The organism is Streptomyces sp. NPDC058701 (genome assembly GCF_042715295.1).
GTDB lineage: Bacteria > Actinomycetota > Actinomycetes > Streptomycetales > Streptomycetaceae > Streptomyces.
The window spans coordinates 53,234-68,834 of sequence record NZ_JBHXSY010000027.1; the positions used below are offsets into that span (position 1 = coordinate 53,234).

The 15,601-nt window shown below is 72.2% G+C and carries 17 protein-coding genes and 1 pseudogene; 6 read left to right on the forward strand and 12 right to left on the reverse strand.

All coding sequences use genetic code 11. The features are described from left to right. The first annotated feature begins 27 nt into the window (after positions 1-27). A complete protein-coding gene (locus ACFWW8_RS25790; RefSeq protein WP_386531713.1) occupies positions 28-807 on the forward strand; it encodes a thymidylate kinase in 780 nt (259 codons plus the stop codon). Between the two features lie 3 nt (positions 808-810). Here the strand turns inward: ACFWW8_RS25790 and ACFWW8_RS25795 are convergent, their stop codons facing one another. Further along, the gene (locus tag ACFWW8_RS25795) at positions 811-1,302 is read right to left on the reverse strand and encodes an NUDIX domain-containing protein (protein WP_386531714.1); all 492 of its coding nucleotides are present in this window, start codon (positions 1,300-1,302) and stop codon (positions 811-813) included. 140 nt (positions 1,303-1,442) lie between these two features. Between ACFWW8_RS25795 and ACFWW8_RS25800 the strand changes: the two genes are divergently transcribed. The 5 genes and pseudogenes from ACFWW8_RS25800 (at position 1,443) to ACFWW8_RS25820 (ending at position 4,103) form a co-directional block, all read left to right on the forward strand. Then, on the forward strand, positions 1,443-2,072 hold the full coding sequence (locus ACFWW8_RS25800; protein ID WP_386531716.1) for an HAD family hydrolase: 630 nt from the start codon (positions 1,443-1,445) through the stop codon (positions 2,070-2,072). After that, the gene (locus ACFWW8_RS25805) at positions 2,069-2,920 is read left to right on the forward strand and encodes a hypothetical protein (RefSeq protein WP_386531718.1); all 852 of its coding nucleotides are present in this window, start codon (positions 2,069-2,071) and stop codon (positions 2,918-2,920) included. Before ACFWW8_RS25800 ends, ACFWW8_RS25805 begins: the two co-directional genes overlap by 4 nt. 121 nt (positions 2,921-3,041) lie before the next feature. After that, positions 3,042-3,371, forward strand: coding sequence for a helix-turn-helix domain-containing protein (locus tag ACFWW8_RS25810; RefSeq protein ID WP_386531775.1), 330 nt, complete (start codon positions 3,042-3,044; stop codon positions 3,369-3,371). A 21-nt stretch (positions 3,372-3,392) separates the two neighbouring features. Then, positions 3,393-3,488: pseudogene (locus ACFWW8_RS25815) on the forward strand (winged helix-turn-helix domain-containing protein); the annotation flags it as partial. 192 nt (positions 3,489-3,680) lie between these two features. Continuing rightward, positions 3,681-4,103, forward strand: coding sequence for a transposase (locus ACFWW8_RS25820; RefSeq protein WP_386531777.1), 423 nt, complete (start codon positions 3,681-3,683; stop codon positions 4,101-4,103). A gap of 693 nt (positions 4,104-4,796) precedes the next feature. Here the strand turns inward: ACFWW8_RS25820 and ACFWW8_RS25825 are convergent. From ACFWW8_RS25825 to ACFWW8_RS25875, 11 genes are all read right to left on the reverse strand, one after another. Further along, positions 4,797-8,198 (reverse strand): LysM peptidoglycan-binding domain-containing protein, encoded by a 3,402-nt coding sequence (locus ACFWW8_RS25825; protein WP_386531720.1) that lies wholly within the window; start codon positions 8,196-8,198, stop codon positions 4,797-4,799. A 28-nt stretch (positions 8,199-8,226) separates the two neighbouring features. Then, a complete protein-coding gene (locus tag ACFWW8_RS25830) occupies positions 8,227-8,682 on the reverse strand; it encodes a pilus assembly protein TadG-related protein (protein WP_386531779.1) in 456 nt (151 codons plus the stop codon). Further along, positions 8,679-9,167, reverse strand: coding sequence for a TadE/TadG family type IV pilus assembly protein (locus ACFWW8_RS25835; RefSeq protein ID WP_386531722.1), 489 nt, complete (start codon positions 9,165-9,167; stop codon positions 8,679-8,681). The genes ACFWW8_RS25830 and ACFWW8_RS25835 overlap by 4 nt, the downstream gene beginning before the upstream one ends. Continuing rightward, complete coding sequence (locus ACFWW8_RS25840) at positions 9,164-9,514, reverse strand: TadE family protein (RefSeq protein ID WP_386531781.1); 351 nt, start codon at positions 9,512-9,514, stop codon at positions 9,164-9,166. Before ACFWW8_RS25840 ends, ACFWW8_RS25835 begins: the two co-directional genes overlap by 4 nt. A 128-nt stretch (positions 9,515-9,642) precedes the next feature. Beyond that, positions 9,643-9,858, reverse strand: coding sequence for a hypothetical protein (locus ACFWW8_RS25845; RefSeq protein WP_386531724.1), 216 nt, complete (start codon positions 9,856-9,858; stop codon positions 9,643-9,645). Positions 9,859-9,875: 17 nt separating this feature from the next. Further along, complete coding sequence (locus ACFWW8_RS25850; protein ID WP_386531726.1) at positions 9,876-10,757, reverse strand: type II secretion system F family protein; 882 nt, start codon at positions 10,755-10,757, stop codon at positions 9,876-9,878. Further along, positions 10,754-11,674, reverse strand: a complete 921-nt coding sequence (locus ACFWW8_RS25855; protein WP_386531782.1) for a type II secretion system F family protein — start codon at positions 11,672-11,674, stop codon at positions 10,754-10,756. Before ACFWW8_RS25855 ends, ACFWW8_RS25850 begins: the two co-directional genes overlap by 4 nt. 11 nt (positions 11,675-11,685) lie before the next feature. Next, positions 11,686-13,245 carry a CpaF family protein gene (locus tag ACFWW8_RS25860; protein ID WP_386531727.1) on the reverse strand — a complete coding sequence of 520 codons (1,560 nt, stop codon included), beginning with the start codon at positions 13,243-13,245 and terminating at the stop codon, positions 11,686-11,688. After that, positions 13,235-14,056: a hypothetical protein gene (locus ACFWW8_RS25865; RefSeq protein WP_386531729.1), complete on the reverse strand. Its 822-nt coding sequence runs from the start codon at positions 14,054-14,056 to the stop codon at positions 13,235-13,237. Before ACFWW8_RS25865 ends, ACFWW8_RS25860 begins: the two co-directional genes overlap by 11 nt. After that, the gene (locus ACFWW8_RS25870; protein ID WP_386531730.1) at positions 14,056-14,778 is read right to left on the reverse strand and encodes an SAF domain-containing protein; all 723 of its coding nucleotides are present in this window, start codon (positions 14,776-14,778) and stop codon (positions 14,056-14,058) included. Before ACFWW8_RS25870 ends, ACFWW8_RS25865 begins: the two co-directional genes overlap by 1 nt. A gap of 63 nt (positions 14,779-14,841) precedes the next feature. Further along, positions 14,842-15,558: an ATP/GTP-binding protein gene (locus tag ACFWW8_RS25875; protein ID WP_386531731.1), complete on the reverse strand. Its 717-nt coding sequence runs from the start codon at positions 15,556-15,558 to the stop codon at positions 14,842-14,844. Positions 15,559-15,601: the final 43 nt, after the last annotated feature.

Sequence of the window (15,601 nt, forward strand, 5' to 3'; positions counted from 1 at the left end):
TCACCCGCACGAGAAGGGGACCACCGCATGTCACCGGACCACACCATCCCCGGCGCCTGCACCCGCGGACCGCTGATCTCCGGCGAGGGCATCAACGGCGTCGGCAAGACCTACCTCACCAACCGGGCCGTGGACAGCATGCCCGCCCACCAGCGGCCGCTGCTCCTCGACGAGTTCTCCGAGCGCGCGCACGGCCGCGCCGGCCTCGGCGGCGCGCTCCTGACCGCCCTGCTGGACGCCAGCGGCCGCGACCCGTTCCTGCGCAGCGGCACGCCCGCGGCCGAGGCCCTGCTGCTGTTCGCGATCAAGAGCCACGACCTGGACACCATCCGGCCCGACCTCGCCTCGGGCCGAGCCGTGGTCGAAGGCCGCAGCCTGGACACCACCGCCGTCTACCAGGCCCTGCTCACGCATCCCGACGACCCCGACGCGGCACTGGACGAAGCCGTCGCGCTCCTCGGGCTGGCGGCCGCGTTCCGCGCGCTGCCCGACCTGACCATCCTGGTCACCGACGATGCCCCGGCAGCCATTGCCCGCGCCCAGAAACGCGACCAGCGGGCCTACACCTCCGACCAACTGCAACTCCAGCACTCGGCCTGCCTGCTCTACGAGCGGCTGGCCGCCACCGACCCGGACCGCTACCGCGTCATGGACCGGCGCGAGGTCGGCGAGGAGGACGCCGTCGGTCTCATCGGCACCTGGATCCGTGAAGCCCACCGTCCCCTCAGCTGCCTGGCCGAGCCCTGGCAGGACCCGCCGCAGGCCTGCGCCGCCAGCTGCACCACAGCCTCGCGGGCCGGGGCGTGACCGTCAGGAGACCGGCAGGCCGGCCAGCTCATCGATCTGGGCGAACAGCTCCTTGGCGAGGATCTTCGTGTCCTCGAAGACCGAGCCGCACCCTACGACTTCCTCCTCGGTCATCCACGTGAACGGGTGCTCTGGGGCGACGACCAGCTCGGTGCTGTCGGCCACGGCCACGAACACGTGGTCGACGTGGACGTGGTCCTCGGCCAGGTGGTTGTCCCGCGGGACCCGCAGCTCGGAAATCCACCAGGGTTGGTCCATCACCGGATGCGGGTACCCGCGGGGCATCCGGGCGGCCGGCGGAGCAACGGGCCGTACGACAAGGCCGGCCTCCTCGCGGACCTCACGCCACGCAGCATGCGCCGCGGTCTCGTCATCCTCGACATGACCACCCGGGATCATCGCCATCCCCAGCCGCGGGTGCTCGATCAGGCCGAGCTTCCACCCCCCGTCCACCACCGCGAAGACGAAAGTGGACGCAGTACCGTGCTTGATCATCTCAAACCCCTCGAAGTCGTTCGCGGACCCGAGCCTGCCACACCCATCCCACCCCACGCGCCGAACTCGCCTCACAGAGCCCCCCGTTCACCCGTCTCAGACCGGCCGCACGCGCTCCGACCAGAAAGGGCCATCCCACCGTGCACCCAGCCCCCGCGCCCCCGCATCCGCTGATCCCGCCGGGCACCAGAGCGCTCATCCTCGACTACGACGGCACCCTCGCGGACACGACCGGAAACAACGAGCGTGCCCTTCGTGAAGCCCTCGCGCCCTACGGCATCGCGCTCGATCCCGCCTGGTACCAGCAGCACGTAGGGCGGTCCATTCACGACCTCCTGGCGCAGCTTCCCGGAGCCGGGGCCCTGCCCCACCACCAGATCATCGCCGCTTCGCGCCGCCGCCTCCTCGCCTCCCTCCACACCCTGCGCGCCATCCCGGCCACCCTGTCGCTCCTGCACGCCGCCCGGAACGCCGGGCTGCTCTGCGCCATCGCCTCCGGCGCCAGCAGCGCCCTCGTCCACCCCGCCCTCGACGCCCTACGCCTCCGGAGCTTCTTCGACACCGTGGTCGTCCGCGAAGACGCACCCCGCGGAAAGCCCGCCCCCGACCTCTACCTTGAAGCGGCCCGCAGGCTCGGCATCCCACCGGTCCAGTGCCTGGCGGTAGACGACGCCGACGACGGAATCACAGCCGGCCACCGGGCCGGGATGACCGTCCTGACCCTGACCGGCGGCAAACTCGTCCCCGCACACGCGGGAGAGGCCCGGTGAAGGGAGCCTGCACCGCGACACGAACCTGCTTCGAGGACTACCTCGTACGCCGGCTTGAGCCCGCGGAGCGTCGCGCCGTCCGCGACCACCTCGACATCTGCACCGAATGCTGGAGCGCCTGGAACGCCTACCGCTGGGATCGGGCCGCCGACTCCGTTCTCCTTGCCGAGCTACGCACCTACTTGGAGGAGACGGGCCAGCCGTACACCCCCGCGCGCGACTCCAGCCGTGAACTCGCCGCCACCTGGAACACCACCGGCCCGACAACCGACGATCGAACCGCCTTCTTCCGGAAGAGCGAGGCCTATCTCTACAACCTCGTGGTCTGGCACGCCAGCGGAAACCGACCCCCCTACGTGGCCGAGGCCTCCCTCCTTCTCGCACAGCACAAGATTAAGAACATCACCGAGGTCGGCAGCGGCATCGGCAGCGATACCCTCGCCCTCACCGCCCTCGGCCACGCCGTCACCCCCATCGACTACGACAGTCCATCCACCCAGTTCGCCCGCTGGCGACAGCGCCGCGCCGAAATCCCGGACGTCGTCCACCAACCCGGCGCCCCTCTCGGCGGTCCTGCCCCCGAAGCGTTGTGGATCATCGACACCCTCGACCACATCCCCAACCCCGAAGAGCAGCTTGGCTCCCTACTCGCTGCATCCCGCATCGTCGTCGCCGAAGCTCAACAACCTGCGCGAGCGCACGGATCCCACGGCTACTACATCCGCCGCACCCCCGACGAGGTGAATCGAATCTTCGCCAGCTACGGGCTAGCACCGGCCAGCGCCTCCCCAGCCGTATCCGTATGGTGGAAAAGCGGCTCGGCTCGCTGGACAGCGTTCGATACTTGAGCGTCCTCTCCGTGGGAAGGACACGACTCTGCTGGCATGGATGGTGTACTGACTTCAGCTCTTTGAGGTGAATCTTTGCGAAGTCGCTGATGAGTGTGGGTGGGTGGTTGTATCCGTGGTGGTGAAATATGCGGATGGGGGCGGCCTGACTCCAACGGGACGTCGGCGCCGGGAGACCGTTCGGGTGCAGGCGGCTGAGCTGTTCGAGCAGCAGATCAAGCCGTTGGAAGTCGCACGGCGGCTTCGGGTGAGCGTGAAGTCGGCATATTGGTGGCATCAGCTGTGGCGGGACGGTGGTGTGCAGGCTCTGGCCTCCCGCGGTCCGAGCGGGTTGCGGTGCCGTCTGTCCCCGCGGTGTCTGGAGAAGCTGCCGCGTACCTGGAGCAGGGCCCGGCGGCGTATGGCTGGGTGGAGGACCAGGTGTGGACCGCATCAAGGGGCGCCACTCTGATCGGCAGGAAGTTTCACGTCTCCTACAGTTTCTCGGGCGCCCATGCACCGGCTCGGCTCCAGCCCGCAGATTCCCGCCCGACGGTTCGCCGAACGCGATGAGCAGGCCGTGAGCATGTGGCGGGAGGCGACCTGGACGGAGGTAAAAGGGCGAGGGCGGCCTGCGGGGGCTACATCTGCTTCAAAGACGAAGCCGGGTTCACCCGCAGGCCGCCTCGGGGGCGGACCTGGGGTCGGGCGGGGAGTGACTCCGGTCGTCACCATCAGCGGCCGGTGGTCGGGACGGCTGTCGGTGGCCGGGCTGATCGCGATGCCGCCAGGCTCGAGGACCCGGCTGTGCCACCGCCTGCGGACCCATCCCGGGGGGCAAGGGACACGCCGCAGCATGAGCGAGCGGGACTTCATCACGCTCGTCGACGGAGCCCACCAGCTGGTCAGGGCCCCGATCGTGCTGGTCTGGGACCGGTTGAATACCCACGTTTCCCGCAGGATGCGCGACTTCGTCGCCGAGCGTGAATGGCTGACCGTGTTCCTGTTGCCCGCCTACTCACCCGAACTCAACCCAGTCGAGTGGGTATGGGCCCACGTCAAACGCCGCCTCGCCGTCATGGCCCTCGACCGTCTCGAAGCCCTCGTCCGCAACTGCCTCAAATGCCTTCAATACCGGCCCCACATCCTTGACGGCTTCATAGCCGGCACCGGCCTCACCCTCGACGCACCAGCCTCACCCTGAAAAGCCGAAGTCAGTAACGTGCAGTGAGCGGAGGGGTGCACCGTGGCGGTACTGCCACGCACATGGTGGCGCCAGTGCCACGAAACTTCGAGATTTGTCAGCGCTGTGTTGACGCTTCTCTTGGCGTCGCTTCAACGGCGGCGAGCTCCCCGGTACTTCACCCACAGTGATCATTCCGGCATTAACGGCACGGATGCGTCGTGGCAGTGCAGACGTGCCTCACCGCAACTCTCGGCACCTGGGCGGACACGTGGCTCTCGCGACTGCGCCGAAGTACGAGACCGCGACGTTCCAGGAGTCGGCGCCAACCACGGTGACGTCGCCGGGGCTATGAGCTTGCCGCTGCTGCCGGGCGCCGACCCCATCACCGTCGGCGCCCCGCCCGGCGCTGCTCCTGCGAGGACACCGTGGCCCCGACCATTCTTGCCGGTCCTGAACGGCGTCCAGTCGGCTCCGCCGGCGAATGATGCACCGCGGCAGCCTCTTACCGGGCTGGTAGTTCCGCGCGGTCTCCGGCTCCCGGATCCGGTGCTGAGATGCAGGCGAAGGGCTGCAGATGTCCGGGTCCGAGGGTGCGGCGTTGCCCGGAAGGGGCGGTGGGCGCCGCTGGGGAGCAGGTCCGTAGTGGGACAGCCCTTATCACCACGCATGGTGGAGCCTGCTGACCGTCGGGCCCCACAACCATGTCGGGGGTCACCGGGCTCTAGTGGAGGTTGGGCGGCCGGACAGCACCAGCTGGATGGTGTCCTCGGTGAGTCCGTCGAGGGTGATGTCGTAGGTCCGGGCCATCTGCTGGAGCCGGGCGACGGTACGGCGGATCGCGGCCAGATTGTCGGCCGCCCACTCGATGTTCAGCAGGTCCCGGTATAGAACCTCGGAGGTCTCCTCGACCTCCAGGGCGTGCAGCACGGCCCGGCGGGCTGCGTCGAGATCGGGGGCCTCGCCGTCGGTGTGCCAGCGGGCGAGGGTGTGTGCGGTATCCGTGATCCGGGACAGCATTTCCTGGATGACCGGTTCGGCCCACGGCAGAATCCGCCCGTCGAACGGCTTGCCCCGGACCAGCGCCATGGCGCTCTCCAGGTCGGCGATCCCGTCCTGCGGGCCGGCGGCCAGGCCGCGGGACGCGAGGCGCTTGAAGGCGTCCCAGTCGGAGGTGACCGCCCGGTGGAAGGCGTACCCGCTGCCCGTATCCGCTTTCGGTCGCGGCAGGAGCGGTTTCCCGTCCTCGGCGTGCCCGATTTCGTTGCGGAGTTCCGAGAGCCGGGAGTGCAGGGTCCGGGTGGACCACGGCTTCACCGGGTCCATGGCGTGGCACAGGTAGTCGCCGGTGCGCCCGGGCCGGAGGTGGAGGAGCGCTGCGAGGGCGGTGGTGCGGGGGGTGTGGGCGTGGGTGGATCCGGAACTGCCGGTGATGCGCAGCGGCCCGAGCATGTCGATCCGAACTCCTGGGAACGGTTCGCCGTCCGAGGCCGGCTTGGCTTGCGGAGCGGAATCCGTTTCCGCCGGGGTGTGGGCCGTCTGCTGCGGGAGCGCGCCCGGCTCCGCAGGCCTGCTGGCCGTCTTCTGGCCGGTGTCCAGCGGCCCCGCGCCGTCTGCGGCCTGGGCGTCGGCAGAGGGGGCCGCCGCCGTGGTGGGAACAGTGGCCGGGGGCGCGGCCTGCGTGGGGGTGATGCCTGCGAGGAGCGCAGGGAAGGGGTTGCCGGGGTCCTGGGCGGCGTCGGCGTCCGCGCTGGTGACCCGGACGGTCAGCGGCTTCCCGGTGGCTGCCGCCTGGCCGTGGTCCTCGGCGAATCCCCAGGCGCCGGTGGCGGGCTCCGGCTCCTGGAGGGAGACCTGGAGGGCGTGGACGTAGTCCCGGTACTGTGCGTCGGAGACGCGCTGCAGCGTGACCGGGGTCTCCAGCGGCGCCAGGAGCGCCTGCTGGTCCCGGGTGGTGTCCAGGATCTCGGCGTGGGGGAAGGTGCGCCGCGTGTGCGCGGTGGCGGGCAGGACCACGGCCGTCTGGAGGTCGCGGGCGGCGGAGAGGGCGTCGGCGAGCTGGATGACGTCGCCCTCGGCGTGGTCTCCGGCGGCGATCAGCAGCCAGGGCAGGACCTGTTCGCCGGTCTGGTGGGCTTCGAGGAGGAGCTCGCCAAGGTCGGCTGCGACGGCGGGCAGGTGGGGCATCGTACGGATCCGGCCCTGCGGCAGGAGCCCTGCCAGGCGGGTGCCGAGGCCTTCGGTGAGGATTTCGCTGTAGTCGGTCCATCCGCAGGTGCCCAGCTCCAGGGCGAGGGCGCGGGCGACTTCGAGGACCTCCTCGTCGGTGCCGTCGAGCAGCAGCATACGGCAGGTGGTGAGGTCGGCGAGGAGCAGGCCGCGCTCGTCGGCTCCGATCGTGACCAGACCCGGGTACGGCGCCTGGACGTCGGCCGCTTCGTCGGCTGCCGTCGGTGTTGCCGTGCGGTCCAGGACCCATGTCCGGGTGTCCGGTCCGGTGGTGAACGGGGCGATCGGCTCGGCGGGTTCGTCCAGCAGGAGGGTGACGTCGTCGGGTTCCGTGAGGCGGGCTCCGCGCAGGGCTGGGAGCGTCTCGCCGTTCTCGGCGGCCTGGTGGGCGAGTGTGCGCAGGACGGTGTCGAGGAGCTCGACGCCGGCGGGCTGCGACGTCGCGGCGAGGGTCTGCTCGGTGGTGGTGGGGGTGTCGTCCTGGGCGATGGTCTGTCCGGCGCGGCGCTGGCGCTGCTGGAGGATGCGCCGTACGGCGAGAGTGCCGGCGAGGGCGGCGGCCAGCAGGGTGCCGATCCCGCCGACCAGCCCCCAGTTGATGCCCGTGCTCCGGCTCTGGAGCGTGGGCGCGGCCGGGGCTGTGGACTGCTCCGTGCTCGGCGCGGCCGTAGTCGCAGGCGTCGGCGCCGCTGACGCGGTCGGCCGCGGCTGCTGCGCCGCCGGGGAGCTCGCGGCCGGAGCGGGCGCCGAGGTCGGGGTACCGGGGGCGGGGGAAGGGGAGGCCTGCTCACGGGGCTGCACGGGGGAGGTAGCGACCGGTGCGGGGGCGACCGTCTCGCCCTCGGCCTTCTCCGGAGCAGGGGTGGGACGAGTCGTGCCGGGCGCCGCGGAGCCGGGCTCCTGCGCTGGGGCGCTGGCTGCGGGGAGGGTGAGCTGCTGGCCAGGGTAGATCAGATCCGGATCGGTGAAGGTCCCCCCACCCGGAACCGGTTTACCCCTGTTCAGGTCGAAGATGTCCGTGTACCGGTCGGGCTGCCCCAGCTGGGCGGCCGCGATCGAGGACAGGTTGTCACCTTCCCGGACGCTGTACTCGCCTCCCTGGCCCGCCACCGGGCCGGAGACGGCGCCCTGTGCCTGCGGCCCCGGCGCGCCCGCGGTCGCGGCGTCGGTGGGGAGGGTGAGGATCCATCCGGGCTGGATGGGCTGCTCGGCGTCGAAGATGGTGCCGTCGGCCATGGTGCGGCCCTGGTTGAGGGTGGCGATCTCCTCCCACCGCTGGCCGTCGCCGAGGCTCTGCTCGGCGATCGACCACAGGCTCTCCGCGGGACGCACGTCCCGCACGGTGTAGGCCGGCGCCGCACTGGCGCCCTCGGCGGCCGCCGAGCTGCCGGTCGTTGCATGACCGGCGGCTGCGGTCCCGGGGACGGCAGCGGCGCTGACGCCCGCCGGGACCGCGAGCGAAGGGGCGGCGGAGGCAGGCGCGGCCAGGGCGGTACCCGTCGGGAGGGCCAGCAGGACCGTTCCCACGAGGGAGGCGGCGGCCCGCTGTCCGAGGAGCCCGCGGATCTGGGGGGCGCTGCGGCCGCGGAGCTGGGCCGGGATCTCCAGCAGGACCGCGAACGCGAAGCCGGCCCACCCGATCCAGCCAGCTGCGGCGAGGGCGAGGAGGAACACCTGGCCGGAGTCGTCGGTGGAGAACAGGGAGCCGAGGGCGGCAAGACCCGGCGGGCCGACGATCGAGGTGGCCCACCACAGCAGGATCGGCAGCCCGAAGAGGAGCGCGGCCAGGACGGTGAGGCTGAGCAGGCCGCGGATCACGGCGGCCGCCGTCTGGACGCCGCCGCGTGCCGGACGCAGCGACGGGTGGGTGGGGGAGGGCTTCGTCATTCGGGGTCCTTCTCGGGGGAGCCGGCGGTCACTCGGGCTGGGTCACGCCGTGCAGGAGCCGGGCGCTGCCGTGGCCGGTCACGCTCATCGAGCCGATCCCGACGACGGACAGGAACTTGGTGTCGTACGCGTCGGAGACGGTCACAGTCAGCCGGGTGCCGTCCGCGGACAGACCGACGCTGCCCTGGGTGCCGGCCCGGGCGAGGTAGGCGTACGCGGCGGCCTGGGCGGCGCCGGGGTCAACGCGGATCCCCTCGCCGGTGACGGCGGAGGCGGGGTCGATGGCCTGCCCGGCGGCGCGGGCGGCTTCCATCGCGACGGCGTCGGCGCGCTCGGTGGCGCGGAGCTTGCCGCCGCCGTCGATGGCCAGGCCGATGATGCCGAGGAGGGCCACGGTGACGATCGCGGTGTACACGGCGATGCCGCCCTCGTCGCCCCGCAGCCGCTGACGGCTTCGGGCAGGTCCCGGCTGGGGCACGGCTATCCCTCCCTTGATCGGTAGGCGTCCACGACGGAGGTGAACCGGCTGGTCAGGGTCTTGGAGCCGGGTACGCCCGGCAGGAGAAGATCGCTCAGGGGGACGGTGCAGGAGATTGTCACGGTCACCGTGCCGACCTCGCCGAGCGGGACGGCCAGCCCGGAGGTGTCGATGCTCGTGCTGGTCGACGCGCAGTGGATGCCCTGGTCGTTCAGGGAGCGGGCGGCGGCCGCGGATGCTTCGGCCTGGGCGCCGGAGTGGGTGCGGGAGATGGACGCGGCGCGGGCGGCGTCCTCGGTGGCGGTGTCGACCTTCGCGCCGGAGGTGACGATCCGCCCGCCGGCGATCGCCATGCACAGCAGCATCAGCAGCAGCGGGGTGACGATCGCCGTGGCGATCGCCTCGCTGCCCCGGTCCTCGCGCAGCCGTACGCGCCAACCCTCCCCGCCCGCAGCGGTTTCGGGGCCCGGCCCGGCCGTGGGGCGGCTCATGACTGGGTCCACCGTTCGCGGGGCGCGGAGGCGGACTGGGACACCGAGAGCCCCGACAGGCCGGGCAGCATGGAGGGGGCGCTGCCGGTGACGGTCACAGTGACGTCGGTCGCGGTGCTGCCGCCCGTGCTGACGGCCGCTCCGCGCAGGCTGTCGCCGGCGATCCGGCCGAGGGTCTCGCGGGCCCGGGCGGCCCCCGCGCCGTCGGGGGACTGGTAGGTGCGGGCCGCGGCGACGCCTTCGCGGGCCGCAGTCAGCGCGATGTTGCGGGCGTGGATCCACATCGCGGCCTGCACCACGGCGACCGTGACCAGGATGACGAACGGGAACACGATCGCCATCTGGATCGAGGACTCCCCCCAATCGCCCGGACCCCGCCCCCGGCCGGGCGGACCAGGGCTCTCCCCCCGCTCCGCCACGTCCTCGTTCCTGTTCTCGTACGGCACGTTCGCCTTCCTCCCCGGCTGCGCCCCTCTCAGATTCCGGCGAGCTTGCCGTTGTACTTGGTGATGAGTACGGCGAGGGAGCCGGCGATGGTGATGGCTCCGCCGACGGCGGCGACCCAGATGATGACGGTGGTGATCGAGATGTCGCCGCGGTCGTCGGCTCCGCCCTGCTCGATGCGGGACTTCAGCCACTGCACGGTGGAGGTGGCGGCGACGGTGGCCTTGGCGGCGAGCTTGGTGATCATGACGTGGGTCTCCTTCGTCAGGTGTTGAGCATGCGGATGAGGGCGGGGAAGGCGATCAGGAGCATCACCAGGACCGCGAGGAGCGCGCCGGGGGCGGTCATCTTTTCGCTGTTGGCGTTCGCCTCCGAGGCCTGCGCGGCGAGGAGCTCGGTGCGCAGGTTCTTCGCGCGCGAGCGCAGGGTGGCGTACACGGACGCCCCGTCGTCAGCGGACTGCCGCATGATCGCGGCGAGGTCGTCCAGGACGGGCAGGTCGAGTTCGGCGGTGAGACGGGCCAGGGACTCCCAGTGCGGGACCTTGTCCACGTGCGAGCGGGCCAGCGCCCCCTGGATGCGCAGGAACGCCCAGCCCTGTCCGGTCTGCGCGGCCTGTTCCATGGCCTGTTCCGCGGACACGTTTCCCGCCCGGCGCAGGGCGACGAGGTCGAGGTAGGCGGCCATGGCGTGGGCGAACTCGGCGCGGGCACGCTTCGCCTTGTCGCGCAGGGCGAGGTCGGGGGTGAACCACAGCAGGACCGCCGCGAGGATGCCGACGACCGCGGGCAGGTACAGCGGCAGGCCCAGCAGCAGGAGCGGGATCGTGGACAGCGGCGGAAGGAGCAGGCCTCCGGCGGCCAGCGCGACCTTGGTGAGCAGGAACCGTCCCGGCGTCGTTCCGATCAGCGCGAGGTCCTTGTAGGGGATCCGTACGCCGGGCAAGTCGGCCAGGTGCTCGACCAGCCACCGCCCCCACTGCTCGTCCCGGTCGCCGGGCGCGGCTTCCGCCGGGGGCGGCGCGGGCTGGTTCAGGCGCCGCAGCGCCGGGGCGAGTGCGGGCGCGGGGCGCAGGACTTCGCGCAGGAGCAGGGCGGCTCCGGCGCCGATCGTCGCGCCGGACAGGATCGCGGCCACGGGCATCATGCCGGCACCTCCGTGCTTTCGGGCTCCGCTTCGGCCTCGACGGCCAGGGCCGGGGCGACAGCGCTGCGGGGGTCGGCGACCAGGAAGCGGGGGACCGGCTTGGTGTCGGCGATCTGCCGCATCATCGCGAGGACTCCGACGAAGCCGGCCGCGAGGACGGCGAGGACCAGCTGCCCGAGGAGCGTGCCGTACGGGGCGGTGTAGGAGGGGATGAGGAAGCCGAGCCCGACGACACCGAGGGTGATGATGGTCATCCACCGCATCGTCGTACGCGGCTTCTCCCGGTCGGCCTCGATCGACCGCCGGCGGGACACTTCCTCGTGGACCGACTCGGCTAAGTCGTCGAGCGCCTGGGCCAGGCCCGGGCCGCGGTCGGCGGCCGACAGGACCAGGGCGGCGACGACCTTGTCCGCGGTGACGTCGTCCAGGGCGTCACCGAACACGCGGAGCGCGTCCGCGGGCCGCCAGCCGACCTGGAGCCGGTCGACCAGGTCGCCGACCTCGGCGGCGATGTCCTCCGGGCAGCCTTTGCGGGAGACCTGCAAGGCCTCGTCCAGGCCGCGGCCGAGCCGCAGGACGTTGGCCAGGCGCTGGGTCCAGTCGCCGAGCGCCTCCAGCTTCCCGATCCGGGCCGTCGCCGACTTCGTCGGGGCCAGCAGCCACGGCACGCCGGCCACCGCCAGGAACACCAGCGCCCCGGCCACGAACACCCCGGTCACCAGCCACAGCACCAACCCGGCCAGCGCCCCGCCGACCAGGCGGGTGCGGCGCGCCATGCGCGCGTCCCGCCCGGCCAGCCGCCGCCCCGCCCGGAGGCGGGCCGCGACCGGCCGGCCTTCCGGAGCGGTGGTGCCGATGATCCCGGCGGCCAGCCCGACCAGGCCGCCGGTGAGGGCGAGACCGGCAAGCACCCACATGAGCAGGATGGTCACAGCGCGGCCCCCTCGTCGATCAGCAGGGGCAGGGCCGTGTTCCACGTTCCGCCCGGCACGTTCAGGAGGCCCGCGTCGAATCCGGCGCGGCGCAGTTGGTCGATGCAGCGGGGGTGCATGAGCGGGACCGCACGGTTTTCGCCCCACTCGGGCCGGGGGCCGAAGATGGCATTGGTCTCCGGACGGCCGCCTTCGCCGATGCCGGTGACCTCCAGGACGTGGGAGACGAACCGGTGGCGGTGCCCGCCGATCTTCGTCTCATCGATCGAGGACACGAACACGATGAAGTGCAGCCCGTTCGCCGCCTGCCGGTACGCCAGGCCCTCCGACATGTTGGTCTGCGCCAGAAGGTAGAGCTCGGCGATCCGGTCGAACACCACCGACGGGTGGATGGCGTGGAGGGTGCACAGGTTGCCGCCCGCGCCGTTCGTCATCGCCTGGAGCATGGCCACGATCTCCGGCCCGCGGACCTCGCCGACCACGATCCGCGTCAGCGTCATGCGCAGGGCCCGGTACATCAGGTCCATCAGCGTGATCTCGCCGGCCGCCTGACCGCCGACGAACTCACCGTTCGACTCGCGCGCCTCCATGGGCACGACCTGGCGGTGGTGGCCGTTCTCGTGGGCGAACAGTTCGTACTCGGTCTCCAGCGTCGCGAACCGCTCGTCGGGGTCGATCTCGCGGAGCAGCGCGCGCAGCAGGGTGGTCTTGCCAGCGGCCTGCCCGCCCACGATCATCACGTTCTTCTCCGCGCGCACGCAAGCCCGCAGGAACGCCTCCAGGGTGGTGTCGAGCATCCCCCGGTTCACCAGCTCCGGCAGGTCCGCGTGGCGCATGCTGTGCCGGCGGATGGTGACATAGGTGCCAGGGGTGACGTCGATGATCGCCTGAAGGCGGGACCCGTCCGACAGCCGTAGCGCTAGGAACGGGTCGGCGGTCGACAGGCTCCGCTCGGCCTGACCGGTCGTCCGCCGCGCGAGGTCGCGCAGGAGCTCGCGGAGCTCCTCGTCGGAGTCGGCGACCGGAGCCACCCGGGCGCGGCGGCCATCGGTGAAGTCCAGCCACGTGTGCGCGTACCCGTTGATGAAGATGTTCTCCACCAGCGGGTTGTCCAGGTGCTGCTGGAGCCGGCCGGCCCGGAACTGAAGATCGAACACGGCCTGCGCGATCACCGTGTCCTCGCCGGGGCCCGTCGCCGCGCCCCGCTTGACGGCCTCGGCGTCCGACCAGACCGCGACCTGCTCGTTGATCAGGTGGCGGCCCTGCTGCTCCTGGGCGGCCGGGCTCAGTCCGGGCCGGGTGCGGAGAAGTTCGGTGAGCCGGTTCCCGACCTCCTTCTTGATCAGCCGGACCGCCGCGTAGTCCACCACGACGGGTACGGACGGCAGCGCCGGCCCGGGGGCGGCCGCAAGCTGGCCCCGCGGGTCGACCGGCCCGCCGCCGACGCCGTGCGGCGCCGTCGGCGATGCCACAGATCCCGGGCGGGGGCCGGCCAGGCGGGCCTGGAGCGAGCTGGCGGGCACCTGCGGGTTGTTGTGAAGCGGGTTAGCGCGCACGGGAGACCACCCGCCCCTGGGCGGGACCAGGCGGCGGCGGGGCGAGGCGGGAGCGACGGATCGCCACCAGCTCCTGCACCCGGACCGCGGCCGACCGCGCGGAGCGCATCAGCTCGCTCGACTCGAACCGGCGCGGCTGCTCCGCACCGTCCGACAGGACCGCGGCCTCCTTCGGCCGCCACGGCACCACCGCGGCGACCGGCACCCCGAGCGTCTTGCGCACCTCCTCCTTGGAGAAGGGGCCTGCGTCCACGAGGAGCATGGCCAGCTCGGCGCTCCCGCCGAGAAGCTCGCGCAGCGCCTCCAGCCGGACCTGGGCGCTCTGCAGGCTCCGCAGGGTGGTGCGAGCCACCATCAGGACCACGTCGGCGCGCTGCGCAAGAACAGCGGACGCCCCGAACGCACCGCGGCGCCCGAGGTCGACCAAGACGTCGTGCCGGTGGTCCTCGATCCCGGCGAACAGGCCGGCCAGCGGCTTCCACACGGGTTCCATCGCGGAGACGTGCGCAGGATCGTAGAGACCGGGCAGGACCAGGCGGTCGCGGGTTCCCGCGTCGGTGACGTCGACCAGCTGCCGCCAGAACGCCTCACCCAGCTGACCCTGCCGCGCCGCGATGGCGAGGTTCCGCAGCCCGTGCGAGTTGTCCAACGTGCCCTGGAGCGCGCCGGGCAGGATCGCCCCGCCGTCCGGATCGGCCTCGACCAGCACCACCCGGTGCCCCTCCGGCAGCGGCCACGTCATCAGCAGCGCCATCGCGGCCGTGGTCACCCCCGGCGCGCCAAGGCCCCCGGCGAGCGCGATGACGGCCATCAGCTGCCCTCCTGCGGCGCGAGGATCAACGCGACCGCACCGGTGGCAACCCGCGCCGCCAGCGTCGGCCCGTCCGCGGCCGGGACCGCGACGTCCACCACGATCACACCCGTCGCCGGGGCGGCCGCCCCGACCGCAACCACGGTCGCGGGCAGCGTCTTCGGCGCCGCGGCGGGCTCGCCCGACTTGCCACCGGCCCCCGCAGCCTGCGCCGGATCGGGGGTGGAGACGATCAGCACCTTCTGCCCGGGCGCGAGACGGCTCGCGGGCACCTGCGACGGCTTCAGCGCGACACCCACCAGCTGCTCACCGGCCTTGATGAGGGAGACGGAGGTGACCTGGCCGGGGGAGAGCAGCGAGCCGGCCCTCAGCGCGACCGCGGCGCGCTGCCCGACCATGCCCGCCTTCTTCGTCACGGGGACGGCCTTGACGACCGGGTCCAGGGCGAGCGAGGCGGGCGCGAGGTCCGCGTCGGTGATCGCGGCGCCGACCGGGACGTCGCGGGCCACCACCAGGACGGCGGTGCGCTGGCCGGAGGCGGTGAAGAGCAGGGCGCCGGAGAGGCCTCCGGCGGCGATCAGAGCGACGGACAGGGCGATCAGCCCCGGCCTGCGGCGGCGTTGGCGTACGACGCGCGGCGCGGCCGCCGGCTTGCCGTCCGGGCCGCCAGGCCCGGGGACGGCTGCACGACCCGGCGTCACGGGCGTGGTGGTGGTACTCACGTGCTGAGCCTCCTGGCAGAGGAAAATAGGACGAGAAGGGAGAGGACTCCGGACGGCCTTGCCCTATTGGCCGACGACCTGCAGTTCGCCGATGCGGACCGGGACCTGGGAGTTGCGGACCGTGGTGAGGTCGCCCTGCTGGCCGCCGCCCACCCAGTGCACGGCCCAGGTTGTCGTCGCGGCCACGGTGTAGTCGCCGACACGGGTGTATCCGGCGAAGCCGCACTGGCCGTTCGCCGTACTCGGCGGGGTCAGCCCGAACGCGGGGCTGTAGGGGGTCCCGGGGTGGGGGCAGGACACGGTGGTGCCGTTGCCGAAGTTCCAGACGACGTTTCGCACGGTCGCCGTGGCCGTCACCGTCACGCCGAGCGCGGTCGCGCTCGCCGACGTCGGCCCCGTCGTCCGCGGACTCGGACCGTTCCACACCCACACGGGAACCCCGACCGTTCCGAGGCCGCCCGACTTGGGAGCGATACCGATGTCGGCGCCGAGGAGCCGCATCTTCGTGACCGCCTCCTCGGCCAGAGCCTCGAGATCCGGGCCCTGTGCGCCGGGTGGCGGGTTCTGCCGCCATCGGAACCCGCCAGCCAGGGGCTGGCCCGGGCACTGGCCGTTGTAGACCGCGCCGTCTCCCGGGGTGTGCCCCGCCCAGACCGGGTCATCTGCGGGAGGCTGCGGTTCCAGCAGCCGCCAGTAGCAGGAGCTAGCCGAGTCGAACCATCCCGATTCCTCGTCGTGGCAGGGAACCTCGAACTGCCCGCCGGAACCGTCCCGGGCCATGCACTTCGCGGAACCACCCCCGCCACCGCCCCCGCTGTTGCCG